This is a genomic window from Sphingobium sp. RC1 (assembly GCF_059738765.1).
Map to the genome: position 1 here is coordinate 1,125,432 of NZ_AP027306.1, position 24,514 is coordinate 1,149,945.

Genomic DNA, 24,514 nt, shown 5'->3' on the forward strand with positions numbered 1-24,514 from the left:
TGTTTCTGTGTAAGAGAAGCAGACTGTTGCGAATCATTCTCACGCCTCGGGGCCTTGCTTCGCTTATGCGGCAGGCCTAAAGCGCGCCCATAGTCATTTTCGCCCAGGGGATTCCGTTGGTCGATCTAGCCGAATATCTGCCGATCCTTATCTTTCTCGGGATCGCATTGCTGCTTTCCGGGGCGTTCGTGTTCCTGCCGATGCTTGTCGGCCGACTGACCGGCGCGCATCAGCCTGACCCGGCGAAGCTGTCGGAATATGAGTGCGGTTTTCCAGCGTTCGAAGAACCGCGCAGCCAGTTCGACGTGCGCTTCTACCTGGTCGCGATCCTGTTCATCATCTTCGATCTGGAAGCCGCCTTCCTCTATCCGTGGGCGGTTAGCCTGGATCAGATCGGCTGGGCCGGTTGGGCGACGATGATGATCTTCATAGCGGAGCTGGTGCTGGGCCTCGTTTATGCGTGGAAGAAGGGAGCCCTAGATTGGGAGTAGAACTGACCAGTCCCGCGCCCGGCACGATGTTGCCCGCGGGGACACAGCCCGACCAGAATTTCTTCAACGCGCTGAACAGTGAAGTCAGTGACAAGGGGTTCCTCGTCACCTCGACCGAAGAGCTGTTCCAATGGGCGCGCACGGGGTCGCTGTGGTGGATGACCTTCGGCCTTGCCTGCTGCGCGGTGGAAATGATCCACGTCAACATGCCGCGCTATGACATGGAGCGTTTCGGCGCCGCGCCGCGCGCATCTCCGCGCCAGTCGGACGTGATGATTGTCGCTGGAACGCTGTGCAACAAGATGGCTCCGGCGTTGCGCAAGGTTTACGACCAGATGTCCAATCCGAAATATGTGATTTCGATGGGCAGCTGCGCGAACGGCGGCGGCTATTATCATTACAGCTATTCCGTTGTGCGCGGCTGCGACCGGATCGTGCCGGTCGACATCTATGTGCCCGGCTGCCCTCCGACTGCCGAAGCGCTGCTTTATGGCGTGATGCAGTTGCAGCGGAAGATACGCCGCATCGGGACGATCGAGCGCTGATATGGGTCATTCTGCACCGAAGATCGTGAACCCCGAGGGTTTCGCGGAAGAAGTCGCCCGGCTGCTGGGATCGATGCTGATCGAAGCGGTCGATCATGCCGATGAGCTGAGCTTCACCGTCGTGCGCGATCGGCTGGCTGAGGCGCTGGATGCGCTGCGCGTACAGGGCGAATATCAGCAGCTGATGGAGATCGCGGGCGTCGATTATCCGGAGCGGGCCGAGCGGTTCGAAGTCTGCTACCACCTGCTTTCCGTCACGCGAAACCACCGCATCCGCGTCAAGGTATCGACCGACGAGGACAAGCCGGTTCCCACCGTCACGCACATCTGGCCGGTCGCGGGCTGGCTGGAGCGTGAGGTGTTCGACATGTACGGCGTGATCTTCGAAGGCAACGCCGACCTGCGCCGCATCCTGACCGATTATGGCTTCAAGGGGCACCCGCTACGCAAGGACTTCCCGCTCACCGGCTATGTCGAGATGTGGTATTCCGAAGAGGATAAGCGCGTCGTCTATAAGCCGGTTCAGCTGGCCCAGGATTTCCGCCAGTTCGACTTCATGAGCCCGTGGGAAGGCGCGCAATATGTGCTGCCGGGCGATGAAAAGGCTCCGCAGGCTCCCGGCGCGCCGACGCCTGCCGCCGCTCCTCCTCCGCCTCCGGCCGCGCCCAAGGGTGCGCCTGCGGGCGAAACGCCCAAGGTGACGGAGAAGAAGGAAGATACCGGGGCGGGCGAGCCCGCCAACAAGGAAGCTGCCAAGGCGACCGATGAAAAGCCGCTAGCTGCAGACGCCAAGACCACGCCGGTGCGTCGGTCGCGCACCGCGAAGGCTGAAACCGGTGAAGCGGACGCGGCCAAGCCGAAGCGCACGCGCAAGCCGAAAACTCCCGCCAAGGATGAGGGGGGTGAAGCCTGATGGCCCATTATCTCGACGAACTCGAGCACAAGACCAGCGCGGATGATCCGACGTTGGGCGATACCGAGATTCAGAACTACACGATCAACTTCGGCCCGCAGCATCCCGCGGCGCACGGCGTGCTGCGCCTTGTCATGGAGTTGGATGGTGAGATCGTGGAACGGTGCGATCCGCATGTCGGCTTGCTGCATCGTGGCACCGAGAAGCTGATCGAGTACAAGACCTACCTTCAGGCGCTGCCCTATTTCGACCGGCTCGACTATTGCTCGCCCATGGGGATGGAGCACAGCTATGTGCTGGCGATCGAGAAGCTGCTGAACCTGGAAGTGCCGCTCCGTGCGCAATATCTGCGCGTGTTCTTCGCGGAACTGACGCGCATCAAGAACCACATGCTGAACCTGGGTTCGCACGTCATGGACGTCGGCGCAATGACGCCCAACCTGTGGTTGTTCGAACTGCGCGAAGACTGCATGAACTTCTATGAGCGGGCTTCGGGCGCGCGCATGCATGCGGCCTATTTCCGGCCCGGCGGTGTGCATCAGGACGTGCCGCTCAAGCTGCTGACCGACATCGCCGACTGGCTCGACACGCGACTGCCGCGCCTGTTCGAAGACGCGATTTCGCTGGTTGCGGACAATCGCATCTTCAAGCAGCGTAACGTCGATATTGCCGTGGTGAGTAAGGAAGATGCGCTGAAATGGGGCTTTTCGGGACCCATGCTGCGTGGTTCGGGCATCGCCTGGGATCTTCGCAAGTCGCAGCCCTATGATGTTTACGACCGGATTGATTTTGACATCCCGGTCGGCACCAATTTCGACTGCTACGACCGTTTCATGGTGCGCGTCGAGGAAGTGCGGCAGTCCGCGCGGATCATGAAGCAGTGCCTCAACGAGATACCGGAAGGCCCAGTCCTTTCGTTCGACCGCAAGGTTGCGCCACCCCGCCGTGGCGAGATGAAGCGGTCGATGGAAGCGCTTATCCATCACTTCAAGCTGTACACTGAGGGCTTCCACGTTCCGGCGGGCGAAGTCTATGTGGCGACGGAAAGCCCCAAGGGCGAGTTCGGCGTCTATCTGGTCAGCGACGGGACCAACTCGCCCTATCGCTGCAAGATCCGCCCGACGGCGTTTTCGCACCTGCAGGCGATGGATTTCATGATGAAGGGCCACATGCTGGCCGACACCACCGCCGTCCTTGGCGCGATGGACATCGTGTTCGGAGAATGTGACCGCTAATGGCTGACGCAGTTCATATCCCTGACGAAGCGGAAACGCGCGCCCGTTGGGGCGCTTTCGCGTGGACGCCGGACAATGCCGAGCAGGCGAAGAAGGTCATCGCGCGCTATCCCGCCGGCCGTCAGCAATCGGCGGTGATGCCGCTGCTCGACCTCGCCCAGCGTCAGGTAGGGGCGGAAACGCAGACCAATGGGTGGCTGCCGGTGCCGGTGATGGAATATATCGCCGATCAGCTCGAGATGCCGTATATGCGGGTCTACGAGGTCGCGACCTTCTATACCATGTACAACCTTGCGCCGGTCGGCCGCTATCATGTGCAGGTTTGCGGCACGACGCCATGCATGCTGCGCGGCTCCGACGACGTGTTCTCGGCCTGCAAGAACAAGGGGTTGGTCAAGGGCGGCACGACGCCGGACGGCCTGTTCACGCTGAGCGAAGTCGAGTGTCTGGGCGCCTGTGCCAACGCGCCGATGGTTCAGATCAACGACGATAATTTCGAAGATCTGACCTATGACAGCATGAGCGCGATCCTTGACGATCTCGCCGCTGGCAAGCAGCCCAAGATCGGGCCGCAGATCGAGCGTCAGACGAGCTGCCCGGAAGGCGGTCCGACCACGCTCAAGGAGATGGTTTCGGAAAATCACGATTATCGGGGGAAGTGGGCGTAATGGCTTATCCCTATTCCGTCACCCCAGCGGAAGCTGGGGTCTCCATCCTCAGCGCGCGCACGCCTGAGATGCCAGCTTTCGCTGGCATGACGAATGCTGGAGGCCGCGCATGAGCGACGTCATCGCACCCCTTGCGGACAAGGACCGCATCTTCACCAACGTCTATGGCTTCCAGGACTGGGGCATCGACGCGGCGATGAAGCGCGGTGATTGGGATAACACCAAGGCGCTGCTGGAGATCGGCCAGGACGAAATCATCGAGCGCATCAAGGCTAGCGGATTGCGTGGCCGTGGTGGGGCAGGCTTCCCGACCGGCATGAAGTGGAGCTTCATGCCCAAGGAAAGCAAGGATGGCCGTCCGAGCTTCCTCGTCATCAATGCGGACGAATCCGAGCCGGGTTCCTGCAAGGACCGCGAGATCATCCGGCACGATCCGCACAAGCTGATCGAGGGCGCGCTGGTCGCCGGCTTCGCGATGCGGGCGCGCGCTGCCTATATCTATATTCGCGGCGAGTTCATTTATGAGGCGAAGATACTCTTCGCCGCTGTCGCGCAGGCTTACGAAAAGGGCTTCCTCGGCAAGAACGCATGCGGTTCCGGTTATGATTTCGACGTCTTCGTCCATCGCGGTGCGGGCGCCTATATCTGCGGCGAGGAAACGGCGCAGATCGAAAGCCTGGAAGGTAAGAAGGGCCAGCCGCGCCTGAAGCCGCCTTTCCCGGCGGGGGCGGGGCTCTATGGCTGCCCGACGACCGTGAACAACGTGGAATCGATCGCGGTGTCGCCGACGATTCTGCGCCGTGGGTCGGAATGGTTCTCCAGCTTCGGCCGTGAAGGGAACAAGGGCACCAAGCTGTTCCAGATCAGCGGCCATGTGAACAAGCCCTGCGTCGTCGAAGAGTCGATGGGCATCAGCTTCAAGGAGCTGATCGACCGGCATTGCGGCGGCATTCGTGGCGGCTGGGACAATCTGTTGGCGGTGATCCCCGGCGGTTCGTCGGTTCCGCTGGTTCCCGCCGCACAGATCATGGACGCGCCGATGGACTTTGATGGCCTGAAGGCTGTCGGGTCTGGTCTCGGCACGGCGGCGGTGATTGTCATGGACAAGTCGACCGACATAGTCCGTGCGATCAGCCGTTTGTCCTACTTCTACAAGCATGAGAGCTGCGGCCAGTGCACGCCGTGCCGTGAAGGCACAGGCTGGATGTGGCGCGTGATGGAGCGGCTGCGTTCGGGTGAGGCCGACATTGGCGAGATCGACATGTTGCAGCAGGTCACCAAGCAGGTCGAAGGCCACACCATCTGCGCGCTCGGCGACGCGGCGGCATGGCCGATCCAGGGCCTGATCCGGCACTTCCGTCCCGAGATCGAGCGGCGGATCAATGAGCGCGGCGCGCCTGTGATGGAGGCGGCGGAGTGATGTTCTTTGGCGGCCGCCGCAAGAAAGCGACAGAAGCAGCGATGGCCGCTTTACGGCCGGTAATTGCGACTGCTCAAATCTCGGGCATGTCGACGCATATGTATTTTGACCCCTATGTGCTGGGGTATCTGTCTTTCATGGCATCCTTTTTTGCCAAAGCGGAAACTAATAATCGGGTCAAATCCTCGGATTTGGGTTTCGCGATGCAAGATGCGTTCACGAATGTTTGTAACGTGAACGGGGCAGAAATGACGAGGAATGTGATTGAACTTGTGCAATCCCAAGACCCTGATTTCCTGCGCGGTTCAGACGACGCCAGTGTCGCTTGCTACTATACAGTCGGCTTAATGAACGATGCTGCTGATGTTCAGTTGCTGCGGGACGCGCAGGCATTTGCGGATGCTGTCGGCGGTTCGCTGGTTGGTGGCGACCGTCGATCCGCTGTAGGCGGTGCGATAATGCAGCTCACTTTTAATAATCGGATTCGCGAACTTCGCGGCGAGGTAGGCAATGCCTAAAGTCAAAGTAGACGGCGTAGAACTCGAAGTCCCGGCTGGCGCGACGGTCCTGCAGGCTTGCGAGATGGCGGGGAAGGAAATTCCGCGCTTCTGCTATCATGAGCGTCTGTCCATCGCAGGTAATTGCCGCATGTGCCTGGTCGAGGTGAAGCCTGGGCCGCCGAAGCCTCAGGCGAGCTGTGCGCTGCCGGCTGCCGACAATCAGGAAATCTTCACTCAGACCGAGATGGTCAAGAAGGCGCGGGAAGGGGTGATGGAGTTCCTTCTCATCAACCACCCGCTCGACTGCCCGATCTGCGATCAGGGCGGCGAGTGCGATCTGCAGGACCAGTCGGTGGCCTATGGCCGGGGCGGCAGCCGCTTTGAGGAAAATAAGCGCGCCGTTACCGAGAAATATATGGGTCCGATCGTCAAGACGGTCATGACCCGCTGCATCCAGTGCACCCGCTGCGTGCGCTTTGCTGAGGAAGTCGCTGGCGTGCCGGAAATCGGCGCCATCTATCGCGGCGAGAATATGCAGATCACGACCTATCTCGAGCATGCCGCGAAGAGCGAGCTGTCGGGCAATGTGGTCGACCTGTGCCCGGTCGGTGCGCTGACGTCGAAGCCTTATGCGTTTGAGGCACGGCCTTGGGAGTTGCGTAAGACGGCGGCGATCGACGTGATGGATGCGGTCGGCACCAATATCCGCCTCGACAGCCGTGGCCGTCAGGTGCTGCGCGCCGTGCCGCGCATCAACGATGACGTGAATGAAGAGTGGGCGAGCGACAAGACCCGGCACAATGTTGATGGTCTGGTGCGCAAGCGGCTCGACAAACCTTATGTTCGCAAGGACGGCAAGCTGGTTCCCGCCACCTGGGAAGAGGCGTTCAAGGCGATCGCCGCCGTCCAGCATGGCGGGTCGGTTGCGGCGCTCGCGGGCGACCTGCTCGATTGCGAGACGATGTTCGCGGGCAAGCTGCTCGTCGAAAAGCTGGGCGGCACGATGTTCGAAGGGCGTCAGACGGGCTTGGCTTATGACGTGTCGAGCCTGTCGGCAGTCAACTTCAACACGACGCTGAATGGCATCGAGACGGCTGACGCGATCCTGCTGATCGGCACCAACTTGCGCTGGGAAGCGCCGCTGGTGAACACGCGGATCCGCAAGGCGATCAAGAAGGGCGCGAAGGTCTTCGCGCTCGGGCCTCAGGTCGACTTGACCTACAAGGTCGAATGGCTGGGCAATGACGCGTCGTTGCTTGCCAAGCTTCCGGAAGCGGTGGTCGAGGCATTCGGCAAGGCGGCGCGTCCGGCGATGATTGTAGGCGGCGGCGTGCTGGCCAAGGACGGTGCGCATGGCGATACGTTGGCGCTGGTCGAGGCGCTGGGCCTGATCAAGGATGGCTGGAACGGCTATAATGTCCTGCACTTCGCGGCAGCGCGTATGGGCGGGCTGATGCTCGGCTATGCAACGCAGGGCGGGATCAAGGCTGTGGCTGCGGCCAAGCCGAAGCTGCTCTTCTCGCTTGGCGCTGATGAAGTCGATTATTCGGCGTTCGAAGGCAGCTTCAAGGTTTACATCGGCCACCATGGCGACAAGGGCGCGCATGCGGCGGACGTGATCCTGCCGGGCGCAAGCTATGCCGAAAAGGCAGGCACCTACGTCAATCTGGAAGGCCGAGTACAGCGCGGTGAAAAGGCCGTGTTCGCGCCGGGCGATGCGCGTGAGGACTGGTCGATCCTGCGTGCGCTTTCTGAAGTGCTGGGCGCGACGCTGCCGTTCGACAGCTTCGACGCGCTGCGCGCCGAAATGGCGAAGGCCGTTCCGGCGCTGGGCGTGGAAGGCCTGGCCGATTATGGCTGGTCCGCGCCCAAACTGCCGGGCGGCGCGAGCGGCGAATTTGGTTCGCCGATCAAGGATTTCTACCTGACCAACGCCATCTGCCGCGCCAGCCCGACGATGCAGCAATGTTCGGCCGAGCTGATCCATGGGACAAGCTTCGCGGAGGCCGCAGAGTGACCGCTTTCTTCCAAAATTTCGGAATGCCCTTCGAAGGCGCGTGGCTGCTTTCGACGATCATCGGTATCTTGGTAATCGCCCTGCCGCTGATGCTGGCGGTGGCGATGATCATCTATGCCGACCGGAAGATCTGGGCGGCGATGGCGCTGCGCCGTGGTCCGAACGTGGTTGGTCCTTTCGGGCTGCTCCAGTCCTTTGCGGACGGCGCCAAGGTGTTCCTGCAGGAAACCATCATTCCTTCGGCCGCCAATCGTGCGCTCTTCCTGATCGCGCCGATCATCACCTTCACCGTGGCGTTGATCGCCTGGGCGGTGATCCCGTTCCAGGCGGGCGTGGTGTTGGCGAACATCAATGTCGGCCTGCTCTATATCCTCGCCATCAGTTCGCTCGGTGTTTACGGCATCGTGCTGGCGGGTTGGGCGTCGAACTCCAAATATCCCTTCTATTCCGCGATCCGCGCGAGTGCGCAGATGATCAGCTATGAAGTCTCGATCGGCTTCATCCTGGTGTGCGTCGTGCTGTGGGCTGGCAGCTTCAACCTGACCGCGATCGTGGAAAGCCAGCGCGGCTATTATGGGTTCATCAACGGGCATGCGTTCAACCCGCTGCTCTTCCCGATGGCGATCATGTTCCTGATCTCAGCCATGGCCGAAACCGGGCGCGCGCCTTTCGATCTGACCGAGGCGGAAAGCGAATTGGTCGCGGGCTACCAGACCGAATATTCGTCGATGTCGTTCGCGCTATACTGGCTCGGCGAATATGCCAACGTGCTGCTGATGTGCGCGCTGAACGCGATCCTGTTCTGGGGTGGTTATCTGCCGCCGATTGATTGGGCGCCGCTCTATTATGTGCCGGGCATCCTCTGGCTGTTCGCCAAGATTCTGTTCTTCTTCTTCGTCTTCTCCTGGGTGAAGGCGACGGTGCCGCGCTACCGTTATGACCAGTTGATGCGTCTGGGCTGGAAGGTGTTCCTGCCGACCTCGCTCTTCTTCGTCTTCCTGGTTTCGGGCTTCCTCATGTTTACGCGCTACGGAGGCGCTCAATGAGCCTCGGTTATTACGTCAAATCCTTCACCCTATGGGAATTTGTGAAGGCGCATTGGTTGACCTTGAAATATTTTTTCAAGCCAAAGGCGACGATCAATTATCCCTATGAGAAGAACCCGATTTCGCCGCGGTTCCGGGGAGAGCATGCGCTGCGTCGTTATCCCAATGGGGAAGAGCGCTGCATCGCGTGCAAGCTGTGCGAGGCGGTCTGTCCGGCGCAGGCGATCACCATCGAGGCGCAGCCGCGTGATGACGGTAGCCGCCGCACGACGCGCTACGACATCGACATGACAAAATGCATCTATTGCGGTTTCTGTCAGGAAGCCTGCCCCGTGGATGCGATCGTCGAAGGGCCGAATTTCGAATTTTCGACCGAAACCCGCGAGGAGCTTATCTTCGACAAGGCGAAGCTCCTTGAAAATGGCGACAAGTGGGAGCGGGCGCTGGCCGCGAACCTTGCCGCCGATGCACCCTATCGTTAAGCCGCGACCCGATCGAAGAGGATATATGATCCTGTGATTCACGTGCTTGCCTTTTACCTGTTCGCCACTTTGGTGGTGTGCAGCGGCGCGCTGACGATCCTGTCGCGCAATCCGGTTCATTCGGTGCTGTGGCTAATCCTTGCGTTCTTCAACGCGGCGGGCCTGATGGTGCTGCTGGGTGCTGAGTTCATCGCGATGCTGCTCATCATCGTCTATGTGGGTGCGGTCGCCGTATTGTTCCTGTTTGTCGTCATGATGCTCGACATCGACTTCGCGGAATTGCGGGCTGGGTTCGTCGATTATCTGCCCTTTGGCATGCTGGTCGCCCTGGTTTTGCTGGCCGAGATTGTGCTGGGGATCGGCATCTGGAGCGCGGGGCCGATCGAGCTTGCCCAGCGCGCGGCACCTGTGAACCCGGAGCTGTCGAATATCCAGGCGATCGGGACGCTGCTCTACACGCGCTACATCTTCCTGTTCGAAGCAGCGGGCATCGTTCTGCTGGTGGCGATGATCGGCGCGATCGTGTTGACCCATCGTGCACGCGGCGGCGTGAAGGGTCAGAATATCGCCCGTCAGAACCGCCGCCGTCCGCAGGATGCCGTGCGCAACGTCAATCAGCCCGTGGGGCAGGGGGTGGAGCTGTGACGCACCCCTATTCCGTCATGCCAGCGCAGGCTGGCATCTCAGGCCGGATCGTTCGGCGTATGAGGCATGAGACCCCAGCTTTCGCTGGGGTGACGGCCTCTTTTATGGGAATGCCGTCATGATCGGCCTTCAGCATTATATGGTGGTCAGCGCGATCCTGTTCGTGATGGGGGTGCTGGGCATCTTCATCAACCGTAAGAATGTCATCATCATCCTGATGGCGATCGAGCTGATCCTCTTGAGCGTGAACATCAACCTTGTCGCCTTCAGCGCCTTCCTGGGCGATTTGGTGGGGCAGGTGTTCAGCATGTTCGTGCTGACCGTCGCGGCGGGTGAGGCTGCCATCGGCCTTGCTATCCTCGTCATATATTTCCGCGGTCGCGGCACCATTGCCGTCGATGATGTCAACCGGATGAAGGGCTAAAGCTCGATGATCCAGCTTATCGTCCTTCTTCCGCTCATCGCGGCTGTCATCGCGGGCCTTGGCAACAAGGCACTGGGTAAGCTGCCTGCGAAGATCATCACTACCGGCGCGCTCTTCGTTTCCTGCGCGCTTAGCTGGCCGATCTTCATCGCCTTCCTGACCGGGCACGCGGAATCCTATGTGGCGCCTGCCTTTACCTGGATTCAGTCGGGCAGCTTTGACGCGCAATGGGCGCTCCGTGTCGATGCGATGACGGCGGTCATGCTGGTGGTCATCACCAGCGTGTCGAGCCTCGTCCACCTCTATAGCTGGGGCTATATGGAGGAGGAGCCGGATCAGCCGCGCTTCTTCGCCTATCTCTCGCTTTTCACCTTCGCGATGCTGATGCTCGTGACGGCCAACAATCTGTTGCAGATGTTCTTTGGCTGGGAAGGCGTCGGTCTTGCCTCCTATCTGTTGATTGGCTTCTGGTTCCGTAAACCGAGCGCGAACGCGGCCGCGATCAAGGCGTTCGTCGTTAACCGCGTCGGCGACCTTGGCTTTATGCTGGGTATCTTTGGCACCTATCTGGTGTTCAACACCATATCGATACCGGAAATTCTCGCCGCCGCGCCGTCGATGGCCGGTTCGACGATCGGATTCCTCGGCCATCGTTTCGACACGATGACGGTACTCTGCCTGCTTCTGTTCGTGGGCGCGATGGGCAAGTCGGCGCAGCTTGGCCTCCACACTTGGCTACCGGATGCGATGGAAGGCCCGACCCCGGTGTCGGCGCTGATCCATGCTGCGACCATGGTGACCGCGGGCGTGTTCATGGTTTGTCGCCTGTCGCCGATGTTCGAAACCTCGCCGACGGCGCTGGGCTTCGTCACCTTCATCGGCGCCGCCACCTGCCTGTTCGCGGCGACGGTCGGTACGGTGCAGAACGATATCAAGCGCGTCATCGCCTATTCGACCTGTTCGCAACTGGGTTATATGTTCTTTGCGGCGGGCGTTGGCGCTTATGGCGCGGCGATGTTCCACCTTTTCACCCACGCCTTCTTTAAGGCGCTGCTGTTCCTGGGCGCTGGATCGGTGATCCACGCGATGCATCATGAGCAGGACATGCGCTATTACGGCGCGTTGCGGAAGGAGATCCCGATCACCTTCTGGACAATGACGCTGGGCACGCTCGCCATTACCGGCGTCGGACTGCCGCTAGCTGGCATTGGCTTTGCGGGTTTCTACTCCAAGGATTCGATCCTGGAGTCAGCCTTCGCAGCGGGGGGGTATGGCACCGGCGCGTTTCTGGTCGGCGTGTTCGCGGCGCTTCTCACCAGCTTCTACAGCTGGCGCCTGGTGTTCCTCACTTTCTTCGGCAAACCGCGCTGGGCCGCTTCGGAGCATATCCAGCACGCCATTCACGGTCATCATGAATCGCCGGATGAAGAGACCTCACATGACGATCACGCGACGCACGGGCACGAAAGTGACGCGCATGCGACGCATGGCGGGACCGGCGGATATCATCCGCATGAAAGCCCGTGGGTCATGCTCGTGCCGCTGGTGGTGCTGAGCCTGGGCGCGGTATTCGCTGGCTTCCTCTTCCACGACCAGTTCATTGGCCCCGAGGGCGGCGTCGAGTTCTGGAAGGGCGCCCTTTCGTTCGACAGTCACCTGATGCATGCGAGCCACGAGGTGCCCAACTGGGTCAAGTTCGCGCCGTTCACGGTGATGCTGACCGGCTTCGTCATTGCGTGGCTTAGCTACATCAAGAATACCGATTGGCCGCGCCGCTTTGTTGCCGAGTTCGGGGTGCTGTACCAATTCCTGCTCAACAAATGGTATTTTGACGAGCTGTATCACTTCCTGTTCGTAAAGCCTGCCTTCGCCATCGGCCGCTTCTTCTGGAAGTTCGGTGATGTCGGCTTCATCGACCGCTTCGGCCCCAATGGGCTCGCCGCCCTGGTCGTGCAGGGCAATAAAGTCACCCGTCGGCTTCAGTCCGGCTACCTCTACACATACGCGCTGGTGATGCTGATCGGCCTCGCCGCGGCCGCAACCTGGGCGATGACACGATAATGGACGGCTTCCCCATCCTTTCCCTGATGATGGCAGTGCCGATGGCAGGGGCCATCGCCTGTCTCTACGCGGGCGCCAATCAGGCGCGCTGGATCGCACTGCTAGCGACACTCGTCGATCTGGCGCTCGGCGTCCTGCTCTGGTCGAATTTCGACCAGTCGGGCGGCGCCGCGCAGTGGCAGTTTCAGGAATATGCGCCGATCTTCGGCCGCTTTGCCTGGGCGCTGGGGATCGACGGCATCGCGCTGGTGCTGATCATGCTGACCGTTTTCCTGATGCCGATCTGCATCGGGGCGAGCTGGCAGGCGATCGAGAAGCGCGTCGGCGAATATATGGCGGCCTTCCTGTTCATGGAGGTGCTGATGATCGGCGTCTTCACGGCGCAGGATCTGTACCTCTTCTACGTGATGTTCGAAGCTGGCCTGATCCCGATGTACCTCATCATCGGCATCTGGGGTGGCGCGGATCGCATCTACGCGAGCTACAAGTTCTTCCTCTATACGCTGCTCGGATCGGTGCTGATGCTGATCGCGATGATGTGGATGGTGCACGACGCGGGCACCACCGACATCCCGACGCTGATGGCCTATAATTTCGATCCGCATGTGCAGACCTGGCTGTTCCTGGCCTTCTTCGCGAGCTTTGCCGTCAAGATGCCGATGTGGCCGGTTCACACCTGGTTGCCGGATGCCCACGTGCAGGCGCCGACGGCCGGTTCGGTCATTCTGGCGGGCGTGTTGCTGAAGATGGGTGGCTACGGCTTCATCCGTTTCTCGCTGCCGATGTTCCCGGAAGCTTCAGCGCAGCTGGCCTGGCTGGTCTGGGGTCTGTCGATGGTGGCGGTGGTTTACACCAGCCTCGTCGCGCTGGTGCAGACCGACATGAAGAAGCTGATCGCCTATTCCTCGGTCGCGCATATGGCGATCGTGACGGTCGGCCTGTTCGCATTTAATCAGGCGGGCATCGAAGGCGCGATGATGGTGATGCTGGGTCATGGCCTGGTTTCGGGTGCGCTGTTCCTGTGTGTCGGTGTCATCTACGACCGTCTGCATACCCGTGAGATTTCGCGCTACGGCGGCCTTAGCATCAACATGCCGAAATATGCGGTGCTGTTCCTGCTGTTCACCATGGCGTCGGTTGGCCTGCCGGGCACGAGCAACTTCGTGGGTGAGTTCCTGGCGCTGATGGGTATCTATCAGGCGTCGAGCTGGGTGGCGCTGGTCTGCACGACGGGCATTATTTTGGGCGCGGCCTATATGCTCTATCTCTACCGCCGCATTGCTTATGGCGAACAGAAGAATGCCGATGCAGCGGCGATGCCCGACCTGTCGATGCGGGAAATGTGGCTGCTGGCGCCGATCGCGGCTGCCGTGCTGTGGATGGGCATCTATCCCGAAAGCTTCCTGGCGCCGATGCGGTCTGACATTCGTGCGCTGGAAGCCCGCATTGCCTCTGCGGCTCCAGCGGGCGATTCCAGGATCAAGATGGGTCCCGCTGTCGTGTCGGCGACGGCTCATCACGGCGAAGACCATAGTGCAATGTCCCATGAAAAAGCGTCGGGGGAGGCGCACTGATGATTGATTCCGCTTCCCTTCTTGCCGTTCTGCCGGAGCTTGTCCTTACGGCGGGTGGGCTGGTCCTCCTGCTGATCGCCGCTTTTGGCGGTGACGGGACCGCGCGTGCCGTCAACTGGCTGTCGGTGCTAACGCTGCTCGTTGCGGGTTTGATGCTGCCGGTTTCCCTGGCGCATGGGCCACTCGCCTTTGACGGGCTGGTGCGTGCCGATGCGTTTTCGGTTTTCGCCAAGGCGCTCATTTATGGTTCGGCCGGTGCCGCAATCTTGTTGGCGCCGCGCTACTTCCTCGTCGATGGCGCGTTGCGGCCGGAATATCCCATTCTGATCCTGTTCAGCAGCATTGGCATGGGCATGATGGTGTCGGCCGGTGATTTGCTGACCCTTTACGTCGGATTGGAGATGCAGAGCCTGGCCGCCTATGTGCTGGCGAGCTTCATGCGTCAGGATGAGCGGTCTTCCGAAGCGGGCCTTAAATATTTCGTGCTCGGGTCGCTGGCGAGCGGTATCCTGCTCTATGGCACGGCGCTGCTTTACGGCTTTACCGGCAGCACGAGCTTTGATGGCATCGCCGTCGCGTTGGGTGATGGCGTGGGCAAGGGCGAACTGTTCGGCATGGTGTTCCTGCTGGCCGGTCTTGCCTTCAAGATGAGCGCTGTGCCGTTCCATATGTGGACGCCCGACGTTTACGAAGGCGCGCCGACGCCGGTTACGACCTTCTTCGGCAGCGCGCCCAAGGTTGCGGCGATGGCTTTGACCGTGCGTGTCGCGATCGAGGCGCTGGGTCCCGCCGGGCTTGACTGGCAGCAGATCGTTATCTTCGTGGCGCTGGCTTCGATCATCTTCGGCGCGGTGGCGGCGATCGGCCAGACGAACATCAAGCGGCTGATGGCCTATTCGTCGATCAACAATGTGGGCTTCGCGCTGATCGGCCTTGCGGCCGCTACCCCAGCGGGTGTGGCAGCGACGATGAGCTATATGGCGATCTATGTCGTCATGACCATTGGTGGCTTTGCCTGCATCCTGCAGATGCGGGATGCCGAAGGGCGTCCAGTGGAGAGCATTGCGAGCCTTGCGGGTCTGTCGCAGTCGCGCAAGGGGCTGGCCGCAGCGCTGGCGATCTTCATGTTCTCCATGGCCGGTATCCCGCCGCTGTTCGGTTTCTGGGCGAAGTTCCTGGTGTTCGATGCGGCGGTGGCTGCGGGGCTGACCGCGCTGGCGGCGTTCGGTATCGCGGCTTCGGTAATTGGCGCATTCTATTATCTCAAGATCATCAAGACGATGTATTTCGATGAGCCTGCCGCAGCTTATGAAGCGCGGGGCGGGGCTGTTGAGAATATCATTCTGACCGCCTGCGCGGCTGTGATCGTCGTCGGATATCTGTTGAACCCCGTGCTGGACAAGGCAAGCGCGGCGGCTGCGGCGTCGCTGTTCTGAGCGACATCCGCTTCGTCGAAGAGACCGGATCAACCAACGCCGACATGCTGGCGTTGGCGGATCAGGGCATCGCCGAAGGGACGTGGTTACGCGCCGGTCGGCAGACGGGGGGGCGCGGCCGTATGGGGCGGGCCTGGGAAAGTCCTGCTGGCAATCTTTATTGTTCCACGCTGGTGCGCCTGCGCGCCGGTGATCCGCCGCCGCATCTGCTGGCTCTGGTTGCCGCAAATACCGTTCATGCGCTGGTAGCCCCTCTGTGCGAGGGGCAAGCGCGGATCAAATGGCCCAATGATGTTCTGGTCGATGGCGCGAAGATCGCTGGCATCCTGCTCGAACGCGCCGGAGATTCCATCGTCGTGGGGATCGGTATCAATGTAGTCGGCCATCCGGAAGGGCTGGACCGGCCTGTCACCAGTTTGGCGGCACAGGGGGCGGCGGACGCGCAGGCGAGTGCCTTGATCGAGAGATTGGCCGAGCTGTTCGCCCATTGGCTGGCGATCTGGCGCGCGCAGGGGTTGGATCCGGTGCGGGCTCATTGGCTGCTCAATGCGCATGCCAGCGGCACCGCGATGCGGGTTGTGCAGCCTGACGGCGAGACTGTGGAAGGCACATTCGATACGCTTGACCAGCAGGGCATGCTGATCCTCCGCTTGGCGAATGGCGATACCCGTGCCATTCATGCGGGCGACATCCTTCTCATCTGATATCCGGGGACGGGCCATGCTTCTCGCGATCGACGCGGGCAATACCAATGTGGTTTTCGCACTGCTTGAAGGGCGGGAGATTCGCGCCCGTTGGCGGATCGCGACTGATCCGCGCCGGACGGCGGATGAATATGCCGTGTGGCTGAACCAGTTGCTGATGCTGGAAGGCTATGCCCTTGCGGATGTCGATGCGGTGATCATCGCCACCGTTGTTCCCCGCGCGCTGCATAATCTTCAGGTGCTGGCGGAGAAATATTTCAAGACCACTGCGCTTGTCGCGGGTCAGGCCCCGGTTGAATGGGGCATTGAACTGGACGTGGCGGAGCCCGCTTCCGTGGGTGCCGACCGGGTTGTAAACGCCATTGCCGCCCACCATTTGTACGAAGGCGATTTGATCGTCATCGATTTTGGAACCGCGACCACCTTCGACGTCATCGATTATCAGGGGACGTACAAAGGTGGCATCATTGCGCCGGGTATCAACCTGTCGCTCGATGCATTGGTCGCGGCCGCTGCCAAGCTTCCAAAGATTGCCATTGCGCCACCGGAGAACCGTTCGGTTATCGGTCGCACGACGGAAGCGCAGATGCATATCGGTGTGTTCTGGGGCTATGTCGCGATGATGGAAGGGCTGGTTGCCCGGACGCGGGCGGAGATTGGCCGCCCAGCCAAAGTAATTTCGACAGGCGGCCTTGCTGTCCTGTTTGATGAAAATAGTGAAATTTTCGATGCGATCGCGCCGGACCTGACCATTTTGGGTCTCGCGCTGTTGCACGAACGGAGTTTGAAGAACTGATGATACCTAAAGACGAGCTGCTCTTCCTGGCCCTGGGCGGGTCGGGAGAGATTGGCATGAACGTCAATCTCTATGGCTGCCAGGGCAAGTGGGTGATGGTCGATCTTGGCCTGACCTTTGCCGACCCGGCTTATCCGGGCGTTGATCTGGTGCTGCCCGATCTGTCCTTCATCGAAGAGCGTCGCGACGACCTGCTGGGCATCGTGCTCACCCATGGGCATGAAGATCATATCGGGGCCATCCCCTATCTGGCCGCTGACCTTGGCGTGCCGCTATATGCGACGCCGTTTACGGCGGGCCTCATCAGGCTGAAGTTGGAGGAAGAAGGGCTGACCAAAGAGGTCGAGCTGAATGTGATCGACAATGAAGGCAGCTTCGCGCTGGGGCCATTTGGCTTCCGCTATGTGCCGCTGGCTCATTCGATTCCCGAGGGCAATGCCGTGCTGATCGACACGCCTTACGGACGTGTTTTCCACACGGGCGACTGGAAGATCGATGAGAAGCCATTGCTGGGCCAGCCTTCGACCCCCGAGGAGCTGACCGCGATCGGTGATGAGGGGGTGCTGGCGCTTGTTTGCGACAGTACGAATGTTTTCAATTCCGAGGCGAGCGGCTCCGAAGCCGATGTGCGCGAAGGGCTGATGCAGACGATCACCGGCGCGAAGGGGCGGGTGCTTGTTACCACTTTCGCCTCCAACGCGGCGCGTTTGCAGACGCTCGGCGAAGTGGCGAATGCGGTGGGACGCAAGCTGTGCGTTGCCGGGCGATCGCTGGACCGGATCATCTCGACCGCTAAGGCAGCAGGATATCTCAAAGACTTCCCACGGACGGTCGATTGGGATGACGCGATGGCGCTGCCCCGCAACGAGGTGATGATCATCGCCACGGGCGGGCAGGGTGAAGCGCGTGCCGCCTTGTCTCGCGTTGCTTTCGACAGTCATCCGATCAAGCTGGACACTGGCGACCTGGTGGTTTTCTCGTCCAAGCAGATACCGGGTAACGAGATCGCGATTGGGCGTATTCAAAATGCCCTGGCGACCAAGGGTGTGCTGATGGTGACGGATCGCCAGGCCGAGGTCCATGTGTCGGGCCATCCGGGGCGGCCCGAACTTGAAGCCATGTATCGCTGGGTGCGGCCGCAAATTTTGCTGCCCGTCCATGGCGAGCGACGGCACATGGCGGAGCAAGCGCGGCTCGGTCTGGCCAGCGGTGTCCCCAGCGCCGTTGTGCAGTCCAATGGCGATTTGCTGAGGCTGGCCCCCAATGGTCCCGAGATCATCGGGCATGAGGCCACGGGGCGGCTCGTTCTGGATGGCGATGTGATACTGCCTGCGGACGGTTCCACGATGAACGAGCGCCGCAAGGTCGCGCTGCATGGGCAGATCAGCGTGGCGGTTGCGCTCGATCGCAAGGGCAAGCTGATGGGTGAGCCCGCATTGCGTACCCAAGGCGTGCCGGTGGAAGAGGATAAGGAAGCGTTCTTGGCGGAGGCGGCTGACGAGGCGGCGCAGGCTGTGTCGAAGGGGCCGCTAGAGGAAGAGGCGTTGCGCGAGCGGGTACGGCTGGCGGTGCGGCGGACGGCCACGCGCTGGACGGGCAAGAAGCCGGTGGTGGACGTTCTGCTCATTCGCGCCTAAGGCTCCGCATCATGAACTGGTACGCAATCCTGGCTATTTATGTGCTGTTCTGGGTGATCAGCGCGTTCATCGTTCTGCCTTTCGGCATCCGGACGCCCGACCAAACGGGTGAGGTGATGCTGAAAGGGCAGGCTGACAGCGCGCCCAGCAACTTCCGGCCCGGCATCGTTGCGTTACGTGCGACGGTCCTGTCGGCGCTGTTGTTCGGGCTATATTATGCCAATTATGTCGAGGGCTGGGTCACGCTGGAGCGGCTGACGCATCCTTCATGATGGCCGTAGGATAGTGTTCGCTCCGAGGCGGTCGCGGGCTTCGACAAGCTCAGCCCGGACACGGGCTGAGTTGTGCGGATAGCTGATCTGCTCAGTGCAGGCCGACCGCCGGTATAGCGCTGTCCATCGACAACATCATGATGATCAGTTCCGACCGGGATTTGATGCCGAGCTTCTGAAAGATGCTGTGCAGGTGCACCTTGACCGTTCCTTCGGTCAGGCCGCACCGCGCGGCGATTTCGCGATTGCGGAGGCCGGCCCGGATAAATCCGGCGATCTCCATTTCCCTGTCGGTCAGGCTGGAAAGCGCGTTGTTGTCGTTGGGCGGGGCCGAGATGCTGTGCACAAGCGCCTGTTCCATCACGGCGGGCGCAATGCTTTTGTTGCCGCCCAGAACCTGCGTGATGCAGGATAGCAGTTCGTTGGGATCGCTATCCTTCAGGACCACGCCATCCACACCGAGCTTTATCGCCTCCAGCGTCTGGTCAGGGCGAATGTGGACCGTCATGAAGATCACGGGAACGTTGCTGCCGCTGTCGCGGATGGCAGACAGGATCGCGAGGCCGCCACCGTCCTTCATGCTCACATCCAGGATCAGCAGGTCCGGCTGATCATTCTGGAGGCGGGAGATGGCTTCACTGACAGAACGCGCGCAGAAGACGACGTCATGCCCGTGCGAGCTCAGAAACTGCGCCATGCCATCAAGGAAGATGGGGTGGTCGTCGACTATCGCAATCTGAGCCATCATATTGGGGACCTCGGCAAGGATGAAGGTAATCTAATCGAAATTAATGAATTCATGCTTAAGTTGTGGAAATAGGCGGTGCCGCCGATCTTGCCCAACCGTTTCATGATGGACTGCGATTGCAATTCGAAGTCGCCGGTATAGCTTTGCTGCTCGATCCCCCGGTCGCCCGGATTGTCCTTGAGCGCGATCATTATCTCATCGTCGGCCTGAGCAAGTGAGACGGTAATATGCTGGGCGGCGGCGTGCTTTACGGCGTTGGCGGTAGCCTCCCGGAGCAGGAACTCCACTTCCGCTGCCGTTTCGGACGTGACCATCATGGGATGGTCTACCGGGTTCAGCCGACACTCAATTCCCCATTGCAGGGCAATGAAGCGGCAGCAGCTTTCGACATCGCGGACCAGATCGACATCGTCCGGGCTGGTCCCGGTCACATTGAGCAGGCGGCGCAGATGAGCCTGTTCGGCGGTGACGAGTTCTTCCATTGCATGGAGTTCGGCCAGGTGATGCGGGGCATCGATAGCGGCAAGCCCATGCTGTGCCGTCACAAGTCGGACGCGAAGGGCGGCAAGGGTCTGAAGAACGCTGTCGTGCAGATCGCGGCTGAGCGCGAGCCGCGCTTCGGAAAAAGTTCGATCGCGCCAGGCGAGCAGGAAAAAATGCCTTTCGAGGAAGAGTTCGAGCCCCTCCTGGATGCGGAGCGCGCGGAGCAGGGCGGCAGGCGACCAGCCATGGCGCGTGCCGACGAAAATGCGGCCGCGCAGCTCACCGGCCTGAACCTGAAAGCTCAAACCCTGACCTGCGCCCAGCAGGTCGGATATCGCTTCCGTCAGGTGAGACGCCTTTTCATTTCGCGTGATGCCGAGGCGATTGCGCAATAACAGGCGGCTCGATTGACCGGAATAGAGAAAGGGCACTTCCGGTGGTGCGATGCCCAGCAATGCTTCCACCTGCGGCTGCGGCAGGCTGATGGCATGGACGCCGTCGCCATTGATAAGCTCGCAGTTGATGGGGCCATCGTCCATCTGCCAGACGAGAGCGCAATAGCGGGCCGCCATCAGTTCCGATATTTGCTCCACCACGAAGCGCGGAAGAGATTTTTGGAAAGACAGCCCGACGGCCTGCAATCGTTCCGACCAATCGATCAGCCGCCTTTCCAGGATCGACATACTGAGCATCGCTGCGGCGATGGTGCAGCCGATGATGACCGTGATCCCGTCGATCGCCCGGTCCACCTCTGCCACATGGCGTTCGGCAGCCCAGCTTTCGTAGGAACCCCGCGCCAGGAAAGCGAGAACGAGGCAAAGGGCAAGGACGATTATCGAACCACGGCCAAAGCGCTCCGACGCCGACCAGGCAACGAAGAACAGGCAGGCGAGGGCTGCTATCTGCAAAGGCTGGCATAGGGCGATCACCGTCAGGAATATGATCGCGTCCAGGATCAGTGACAGAGGCCGGAGCAGCAAGCCCAGCGGCGGCGCCAGCATATGCTGCACAATGCCGAACAGGGTCCAGAGCCAGACGCCACCTTGCAAAAGTGCGATGGTGCGGGCGAAGTCAGGTTCGTCGTTGAACATCGCGCCGATCTGCCACGTGGCGGCAACGGCAAAGGCGACGCGGGATACGGCAAAACCCAGCGTCGGCGATCGACCCAACCAAAGCACCAGGCGGTCCATCGCGGAAGATGACGCCTTGGGCATATTCAACATGGTGGCTTGTCCCCCGACTCCCACCAGGATGTTTCACCACAGGCGGGCAACAGAAACAACCTATATCGACCCGCCATCTGGGGCGTCCCCAGCAGTGGCGCGACGGGCTTTGCACAGTTAAGGATGACGCATGGCCGTGCTGATCACTCCTGCCCTGGTTTGCGGGGTCCGTTCCCATGGCGAACATGGAGCGATCGCGCGCCTTCTGACGCCGGACCATGGGCTGTTGGCGGGCTACGTGCGTGGAGGCCGATCCCGCGCCTTGCGGCCGGTGCTCCTCCCCGGAAATAGCGTAAAGGCGGAGTTCCGTGCCCGCACCGAAGAGCAGCTTGCCGGGCTGACCGTTGAAATGGAGCATAGCCGGGCACCTTTGTTATCCGAGCCCTTGCCCGCCGCGGCGATCGACTGGGTCTGCGCGCTGACGGCGGCGGCTCTACCGGAAGGGACGCCATATCCGACACTCTATCAGGCTATGGATGGCGTGCTGGGCGCGATCGATGCGGCGCCAGCCGCGCGGGGATGGGCGGCGGCGCTGGTGCGATACGAACTGTTGTTGTTGGCGGAACTGGGCTTCGGCCTCGATTTCGGCCGGTGCGCAGCGACGGGTGGGGCCGAAGACCTGGCCTTTGTCAGCCCGCGCAGCGCAGCGGCGGTCAGCAGGGCGGGTGCTGCGGGATATGAGAGTCGGTTGCTGCCGCTACCGCCTTTTCTGCTGGAGGGAGGCAGCGGCGACTGGCCCGGCATATTGGACGGATTACGGCTAACCGGCTTTTTTCTGGAACGGTCCGTGCTGACCGATTGGAGGGCGGACGCGCTGGCCGCGCGCGAAAGGCTGGTCGACAGGTTGAAAAGAGCGGTTGCGTGAGGCGCGGTGGCTTCATAAGGGGCGGCCACGACATTGAAGGAGTTTTCGCGCCATGTTGATCGCCCTGTTCCCCGGAGATGGTATCGGCCCAGAGATCATTGCGCAGGCACGGCGCGTGCTCGACGCCTTGGCGATTGATGGCCTGACTTATGAGCAAGGGCTGGTTGGCGGTGCGGCTTACAAGGCCGTGGGCCACCCGTTGCCGCCCGAGACGCTGGACATAGCCCGCCGCGCGGACGCCATCCTGTTTGGCGCTGTCGGTGATCCCGATTGCGACTCGCTGGAGCGGCACTTGCGGCCGGAGCAGGCGATCCTTGGGCTGCGCAAGGCGCTGGGGCTGTTTTCTAACCTGCGTCCCGCGAAGGTCTTTCCGGAGTTGGCCGATGCTTCTGCCCTGAAGAAGGAGGTGGCGAGCGCCATCGACCTGCTGATCGTGCGTGAAACCAATGGCGACGTCTATTTCGGCGAAAAGGGCATGCGCAAGACGGCGGACGGCCTGCGCGAAGGCTATGACGTCATGTCCTATAATGAAGAGGAGGTGCGCAAGATCGCGCATCAGGGCTTCCAGGCTGCGCGTGCCCGCCGGGGCAAGCTCTGCTCGGTGGACAAGGCCAATGTTCTGGAAACCAGCCAGCTGTGGCGTGACGTGATGATCGAAGTTTCGGCCGAATATCCCGACGTTGCCCTGTCTCACATGTATGTGGACAATGCCGCGATGCAGCTGGTGCGCGATCCGGGCCAGTTCGATGTGATTGTCACCGGCAACATGTTTGGCGATATCCTGTCGGATCAGGCGAGCATGTGCGTCGGATCAATCGGCATGCTGGCTTCGGCGACCCTCAACGACAGCAAGCAGGGCCTGTACGAGCCGATCCATGGATCGGCCCCCGACATCGCCGGGCAGGGCAAGGCCAATCCGCTGGCAACGGTCCTGTCGGCCGGGATGATGCTGCGTTACTCGCTGGGCATGCCGGAACAGGCCGACCGGATCGAGGCTGCGGTTGCCAAGGCGCTTGCCAATGGCGCTCGCAGCCCTGACCTTGGCGGAAACATGACTACGGTCGAGGTGGGCGACGCGGTACTGGCGGCTTTGAAGTAAGGAAGAAGCGATGAAGCGCAGGAGCGGGCAGGACCCGGCGATCACCAAGAACTGGCGGCCTGCTACGCTTGCGGTGCGGGGCGGCAGCGCGCGCAGCGAGTGGGGCGAAACGTCCGAAGCGCTGTTTCTGACCAGCGGCTATTGCTACGACCGTGCCGAAGACGCGGCGGCGCGCTTCGCGGGCGAGCAGCAGGGCATGACCTACAGCCGCCTGCAAAACCCGACGGTCGAGATGCTGGAAAAGCGCATCGCGCTGCTGGAAGGCGCTGAAGCCTGCCGTGCGACGGCCACCGGCATGGCGGCGATGACGGCGGCGCTGCTGTGTCAGTTGTCGGCGGGTGACCATGTCGTGGCTGGGAAGGCGCTGTTCGGGTCATGCCGCTGGCTGACAGACACGCTGCTGCCCAAGTTCGGGATCGAGACGACCACCGTCGATGCAACCGACAATGCTGCCTGGGAAGCGGCGGTGCGGCCCAATACCAAGGTGTTCTTCTTCGAGACGCCCGCCAACCCCACTATGGATGTCGTGGACCTGGAGGCGGTGTGCGGCATCGCCAAGAAGCACGGCATCACGAGCGTCATCGACAATGCCTTCGCCACGCCAGCGCTTCAGCGGCCGATGGAATTCGGAGCAGATGTGGTCGCCTATAGCGCGACCAAGATGATGGACGGGCAAGGCCGTGTCCTGGCCGGTGCGATATGCGGCACCGAGGATTTCATCATCAACACACTGCTGCCGTTCCACCGCAACACCGGGCCGACGCTGAGCGCGTTCAACGCCTGGGTGGTGCTGAAGGGGTTGGAGACGCTGGACCTGCGCATCCGCCGTCAGAGCGAGAACGCCCTTAAGGTAGCGAAGTTTCTGGAGGGCCGGGTGGCGAAGGTCCTTTATCCGGGGCTGGAAAGCCATCCGCAATATGCTCTGGCAGCAAAGCAGATGGAGATGGCCGGGCCTATATTCTCGCTTTATGTCGGCGGTGGACGGAAAGAGGCCCATGGCCTGCTTAACGGGCTGGAGTTGGTCGATATCAGCAACAATATCGGGGATTCCCGGTCGCTGATGACCCATCCCGCTTCGACGACGCATTTCGGCATGGCCGAAGAGGCACGGCTGGAAGTGGGCATCACCGAGGATATGCTGCGGCTGAATGTCGGCCTTGAAGATGCGGATGATGTGATCGAGGATCTTGATCGCGCTCTGAAGTCGATAGGCCGTTGACGAAAGCAGGG

The 24,514-nt window shown here is 61.2% G+C and carries 24 protein-coding genes; 22 read left to right on the forward strand and 2 right to left on the reverse strand.

The window, feature by feature from the left end; genetic code table 11:
• The first annotated feature begins 116 nt into the window (after positions 1-116).
• The 19 genes from AC6JBC_RS05540 (at position 117) to AC6JBC_RS05630 (ending at position 18,866) form a co-directional block, all read left to right on the forward strand.
• Entirely contained in the window at positions 117-491 is a 375-nt protein-coding gene (locus AC6JBC_RS05540; RefSeq protein ID WP_464788393.1) for an NADH-quinone oxidoreductase subunit A, read from the forward strand.
• Complete coding sequence (locus tag AC6JBC_RS05545) at positions 482-1,036, forward strand: NuoB/complex I 20 kDa subunit family protein (protein ID WP_380800685.1); 555 nt, start codon at positions 482-484, stop codon at positions 1,034-1,036. Before AC6JBC_RS05540 ends, AC6JBC_RS05545 begins: the two co-directional genes overlap by 10 nt.
• Position 1,037: 1 nt before the next feature.
• On the forward strand, positions 1,038-1,949 hold the full coding sequence (locus tag AC6JBC_RS05550; RefSeq protein ID WP_498025830.1) for an NADH-quinone oxidoreductase subunit C: 912 nt from the start codon (positions 1,038-1,040) through the stop codon (positions 1,947-1,949).
• On the forward strand, positions 1,949-3,184 hold the full coding sequence (locus AC6JBC_RS05555) for an NADH-quinone oxidoreductase subunit D (protein WP_498025832.1): 1,236 nt from the start codon (positions 1,949-1,951) through the stop codon (positions 3,182-3,184). Before AC6JBC_RS05550 ends, AC6JBC_RS05555 begins: the two co-directional genes overlap by 1 nt.
• Positions 3,184-3,852 (forward strand): NADH-quinone oxidoreductase subunit NuoE, encoded by a 669-nt coding sequence (gene nuoE, locus AC6JBC_RS05560; protein WP_498025833.1) that lies wholly within the window; start codon positions 3,184-3,186, stop codon positions 3,850-3,852. Before AC6JBC_RS05555 ends, nuoE begins: the two co-directional genes overlap by 1 nt.
• 109 nt (positions 3,853-3,961) lie before the next feature.
• Complete coding sequence (gene nuoF, locus AC6JBC_RS05565; protein ID WP_498025834.1) at positions 3,962-5,272, forward strand: NADH-quinone oxidoreductase subunit NuoF; 1,311 nt, start codon at positions 3,962-3,964, stop codon at positions 5,270-5,272.
• Positions 5,269-5,790 carry a hypothetical protein gene (locus tag AC6JBC_RS05570; protein WP_498025836.1) on the forward strand — a complete coding sequence of 174 codons (522 nt, stop codon included), beginning with the start codon at positions 5,269-5,271 and terminating at the stop codon, positions 5,788-5,790. Before nuoF ends, AC6JBC_RS05570 begins: the two co-directional genes overlap by 4 nt.
• Positions 5,783-7,789, forward strand: coding sequence for an NADH-quinone oxidoreductase subunit NuoG (gene nuoG / locus AC6JBC_RS05575; RefSeq protein WP_498025837.1), 2,007 nt, complete (start codon positions 5,783-5,785; stop codon positions 7,787-7,789). Before AC6JBC_RS05570 ends, nuoG begins: the two co-directional genes overlap by 8 nt.
• Complete coding sequence (gene nuoH / locus AC6JBC_RS05580) at positions 7,786-8,835, forward strand: NADH-quinone oxidoreductase subunit NuoH (RefSeq protein ID WP_498025839.1); 1,050 nt, start codon at positions 7,786-7,788, stop codon at positions 8,833-8,835. Before nuoG ends, nuoH begins: the two co-directional genes overlap by 4 nt.
• Positions 8,832-9,317, forward strand: a complete 486-nt coding sequence (nuoI, locus tag AC6JBC_RS05585; RefSeq protein ID WP_498025841.1) for an NADH-quinone oxidoreductase subunit NuoI — start codon at positions 8,832-8,834, stop codon at positions 9,315-9,317. The genes nuoH and nuoI overlap by 4 nt, the downstream gene beginning before the upstream one ends.
• A 33-nt stretch (positions 9,318-9,350) precedes the next feature.
• Entirely contained in the window at positions 9,351-9,962 is a 612-nt protein-coding gene (locus AC6JBC_RS05590) for an NADH-quinone oxidoreductase subunit J (protein ID WP_196225737.1), read from the forward strand.
• 118 nt (positions 9,963-10,080) lie between these two features.
• A complete protein-coding gene (nuoK, locus tag AC6JBC_RS05595; protein ID WP_004211745.1) occupies positions 10,081-10,386 on the forward strand; it encodes an NADH-quinone oxidoreductase subunit NuoK in 306 nt (101 codons plus the stop codon).
• Positions 10,387-10,392: 6 nt separating this feature from the next.
• The gene (gene nuoL, locus AC6JBC_RS05600) at positions 10,393-12,447 is read left to right on the forward strand and encodes an NADH-quinone oxidoreductase subunit L (RefSeq protein ID WP_498025844.1); all 2,055 of its coding nucleotides are present in this window, start codon (positions 10,393-10,395) and stop codon (positions 12,445-12,447) included.
• Positions 12,447-14,021 (forward strand): NADH-quinone oxidoreductase subunit M, encoded by a 1,575-nt coding sequence (locus AC6JBC_RS05605; RefSeq protein WP_498025845.1) that lies wholly within the window; start codon positions 12,447-12,449, stop codon positions 14,019-14,021. Before nuoL ends, AC6JBC_RS05605 begins: the two co-directional genes overlap by 1 nt.
• A complete protein-coding gene (gene nuoN, locus AC6JBC_RS05610; protein WP_498025847.1) occupies positions 14,021-15,457 on the forward strand; it encodes an NADH-quinone oxidoreductase subunit NuoN in 1,437 nt (478 codons plus the stop codon). The genes AC6JBC_RS05605 and nuoN overlap by 1 nt, the downstream gene beginning before the upstream one ends.
• A 44-nt stretch (positions 15,458-15,501) precedes the next feature.
• Entirely contained in the window at positions 15,502-16,161 is a 660-nt protein-coding gene (locus tag AC6JBC_RS05615; RefSeq protein WP_498025849.1) for a biotin--[acetyl-CoA-carboxylase] ligase, read from the forward strand.
• A 16-nt stretch (positions 16,162-16,177) separates the two neighbouring features.
• Positions 16,178-16,957, forward strand: coding sequence for a type III pantothenate kinase (locus AC6JBC_RS05620; RefSeq protein WP_498025850.1), 780 nt, complete (start codon positions 16,178-16,180; stop codon positions 16,955-16,957).
• Positions 16,957-18,594 (forward strand): ribonuclease J, encoded by a 1,638-nt coding sequence (locus AC6JBC_RS05625; protein ID WP_498025852.1) that lies wholly within the window; start codon positions 16,957-16,959, stop codon positions 18,592-18,594. The genes AC6JBC_RS05620 and AC6JBC_RS05625 overlap by 1 nt, the downstream gene beginning before the upstream one ends.
• An 11-nt stretch (positions 18,595-18,605) precedes the next feature.
• Complete coding sequence (locus AC6JBC_RS05630; protein ID WP_498025853.1) at positions 18,606-18,866, forward strand: DUF1467 family protein; 261 nt, start codon at positions 18,606-18,608, stop codon at positions 18,864-18,866.
• Positions 18,867-18,957: 91 nt separating this feature from the next.
• Here AC6JBC_RS05630 and AC6JBC_RS05635 read toward each other — a convergent pair whose 3' ends face one another.
• The gene (locus tag AC6JBC_RS05635; RefSeq protein ID WP_464788410.1) at positions 18,958-19,614 is read right to left on the reverse strand and encodes a response regulator; all 657 of its coding nucleotides are present in this window, start codon (positions 19,612-19,614) and stop codon (positions 18,958-18,960) included.
• The gene (locus AC6JBC_RS05640; RefSeq protein WP_498025854.1) at positions 19,611-21,320 is read right to left on the reverse strand and encodes a sensor histidine kinase; all 1,710 of its coding nucleotides are present in this window, start codon (positions 21,318-21,320) and stop codon (positions 19,611-19,613) included. The genes AC6JBC_RS05635 and AC6JBC_RS05640 overlap by 4 nt, the downstream gene beginning before the upstream one ends.
• 130 nt (positions 21,321-21,450) lie before the next feature.
• Here AC6JBC_RS05640 and recO point away from each other — a divergent pair, with 130 nt between their 5' ends.
• Genes recO through metZ form a run of 3 tightly spaced genes read left to right on the forward strand, consistent with a single transcriptional unit; the run spans position 21,451 to position 24,503 of the window.
• Positions 21,451-22,185 carry a DNA repair protein RecO gene (gene recO, locus AC6JBC_RS05645; RefSeq protein WP_498025855.1) on the forward strand — a complete coding sequence of 245 codons (735 nt, stop codon included), beginning with the start codon at positions 21,451-21,453 and terminating at the stop codon, positions 22,183-22,185.
• A 52-nt stretch (positions 22,186-22,237) separates the two neighbouring features.
• Positions 22,238-23,284, forward strand: a complete 1,047-nt coding sequence (leuB, locus tag AC6JBC_RS05650; protein WP_498025856.1) for a 3-isopropylmalate dehydrogenase — start codon at positions 22,238-22,240, stop codon at positions 23,282-23,284.
• A gap of 10 nt (positions 23,285-23,294) precedes the next feature.
• Positions 23,295-24,503, forward strand: coding sequence for an O-succinylhomoserine sulfhydrylase (gene metZ / locus AC6JBC_RS05655; RefSeq protein ID WP_498025857.1), 1,209 nt, complete (start codon positions 23,295-23,297; stop codon positions 24,501-24,503).
• The last annotated feature ends 11 nt before the right edge of the window (positions 24,504-24,514 follow it).

Coding starts and splice junctions, on each gene's coding strand:
- nuoI (WP_498025841.1), top strand. CDS start 8,832: ATGAGCCTCGGTTATTACGTCAAATCCTTCACCCTATGGGAATTTGTG.
- metZ (WP_498025857.1), top strand. CDS start 23,295: ATGAAGCGCAGGAGCGGGCAGGACCCGGCGATCACCAAGAACTGGCGG.
- AC6JBC_RS05640 (WP_498025854.1), bottom strand. CDS start 21,320: ATGTTGAATATGCCCAAGGCGTCATCTTCCGCGATGGACCGCCTGGTG.
- AC6JBC_RS05550 (WP_498025830.1), top strand. CDS start 1,038: ATGGGTCATTCTGCACCGAAGATCGTGAACCCCGAGGGTTTCGCGGAA.
- AC6JBC_RS05635 (WP_464788410.1), bottom strand. CDS start 19,614: ATGATGGCTCAGATTGCGATAGTCGACGACCACCCCATCTTCCTTGAT.
- nuoF (WP_498025834.1), top strand. CDS start 3,962: ATGAGCGACGTCATCGCACCCCTTGCGGACAAGGACCGCATCTTCACC.
- AC6JBC_RS05555 (WP_498025832.1), top strand. CDS start 1,949: ATGGCCCATTATCTCGACGAACTCGAGCACAAGACCAGCGCGGATGAT.
- AC6JBC_RS05615 (WP_498025849.1), top strand. CDS start 15,502: ATGCTGGCGTTGGCGGATCAGGGCATCGCCGAAGGGACGTGGTTACGC.
- nuoK (WP_004211745.1), top strand. CDS start 10,081: ATGATCGGCCTTCAGCATTATATGGTGGTCAGCGCGATCCTGTTCGTG.
- recO (WP_498025855.1), top strand. CDS start 21,451: ATGGCCGTGCTGATCACTCCTGCCCTGGTTTGCGGGGTCCGTTCCCAT.
- nuoL (WP_498025844.1), top strand. CDS start 10,393: ATGATCCAGCTTATCGTCCTTCTTCCGCTCATCGCGGCTGTCATCGCG.
- leuB (WP_498025856.1), top strand. CDS start 22,238: ATGTTGATCGCCCTGTTCCCCGGAGATGGTATCGGCCCAGAGATCATT.
- nuoG (WP_498025837.1), top strand. CDS start 5,783: ATGCCTAAAGTCAAAGTAGACGGCGTAGAACTCGAAGTCCCGGCTGGC.
- nuoN (WP_498025847.1), top strand. CDS start 14,021: ATGATTGATTCCGCTTCCCTTCTTGCCGTTCTGCCGGAGCTTGTCCTT.
- nuoE (WP_498025833.1), top strand. CDS start 3,184: ATGGCTGACGCAGTTCATATCCCTGACGAAGCGGAAACGCGCGCCCGT.
- AC6JBC_RS05605 (WP_498025845.1), top strand. CDS start 12,447: ATGGACGGCTTCCCCATCCTTTCCCTGATGATGGCAGTGCCGATGGCA.
- AC6JBC_RS05630 (WP_498025853.1), top strand. CDS start 18,606: ATGAACTGGTACGCAATCCTGGCTATTTATGTGCTGTTCTGGGTGATC.
- AC6JBC_RS05625 (WP_498025852.1), top strand. CDS start 16,957: ATGATACCTAAAGACGAGCTGCTCTTCCTGGCCCTGGGCGGGTCGGGA.
- AC6JBC_RS05620 (WP_498025850.1), top strand. CDS start 16,178: ATGCTTCTCGCGATCGACGCGGGCAATACCAATGTGGTTTTCGCACTG.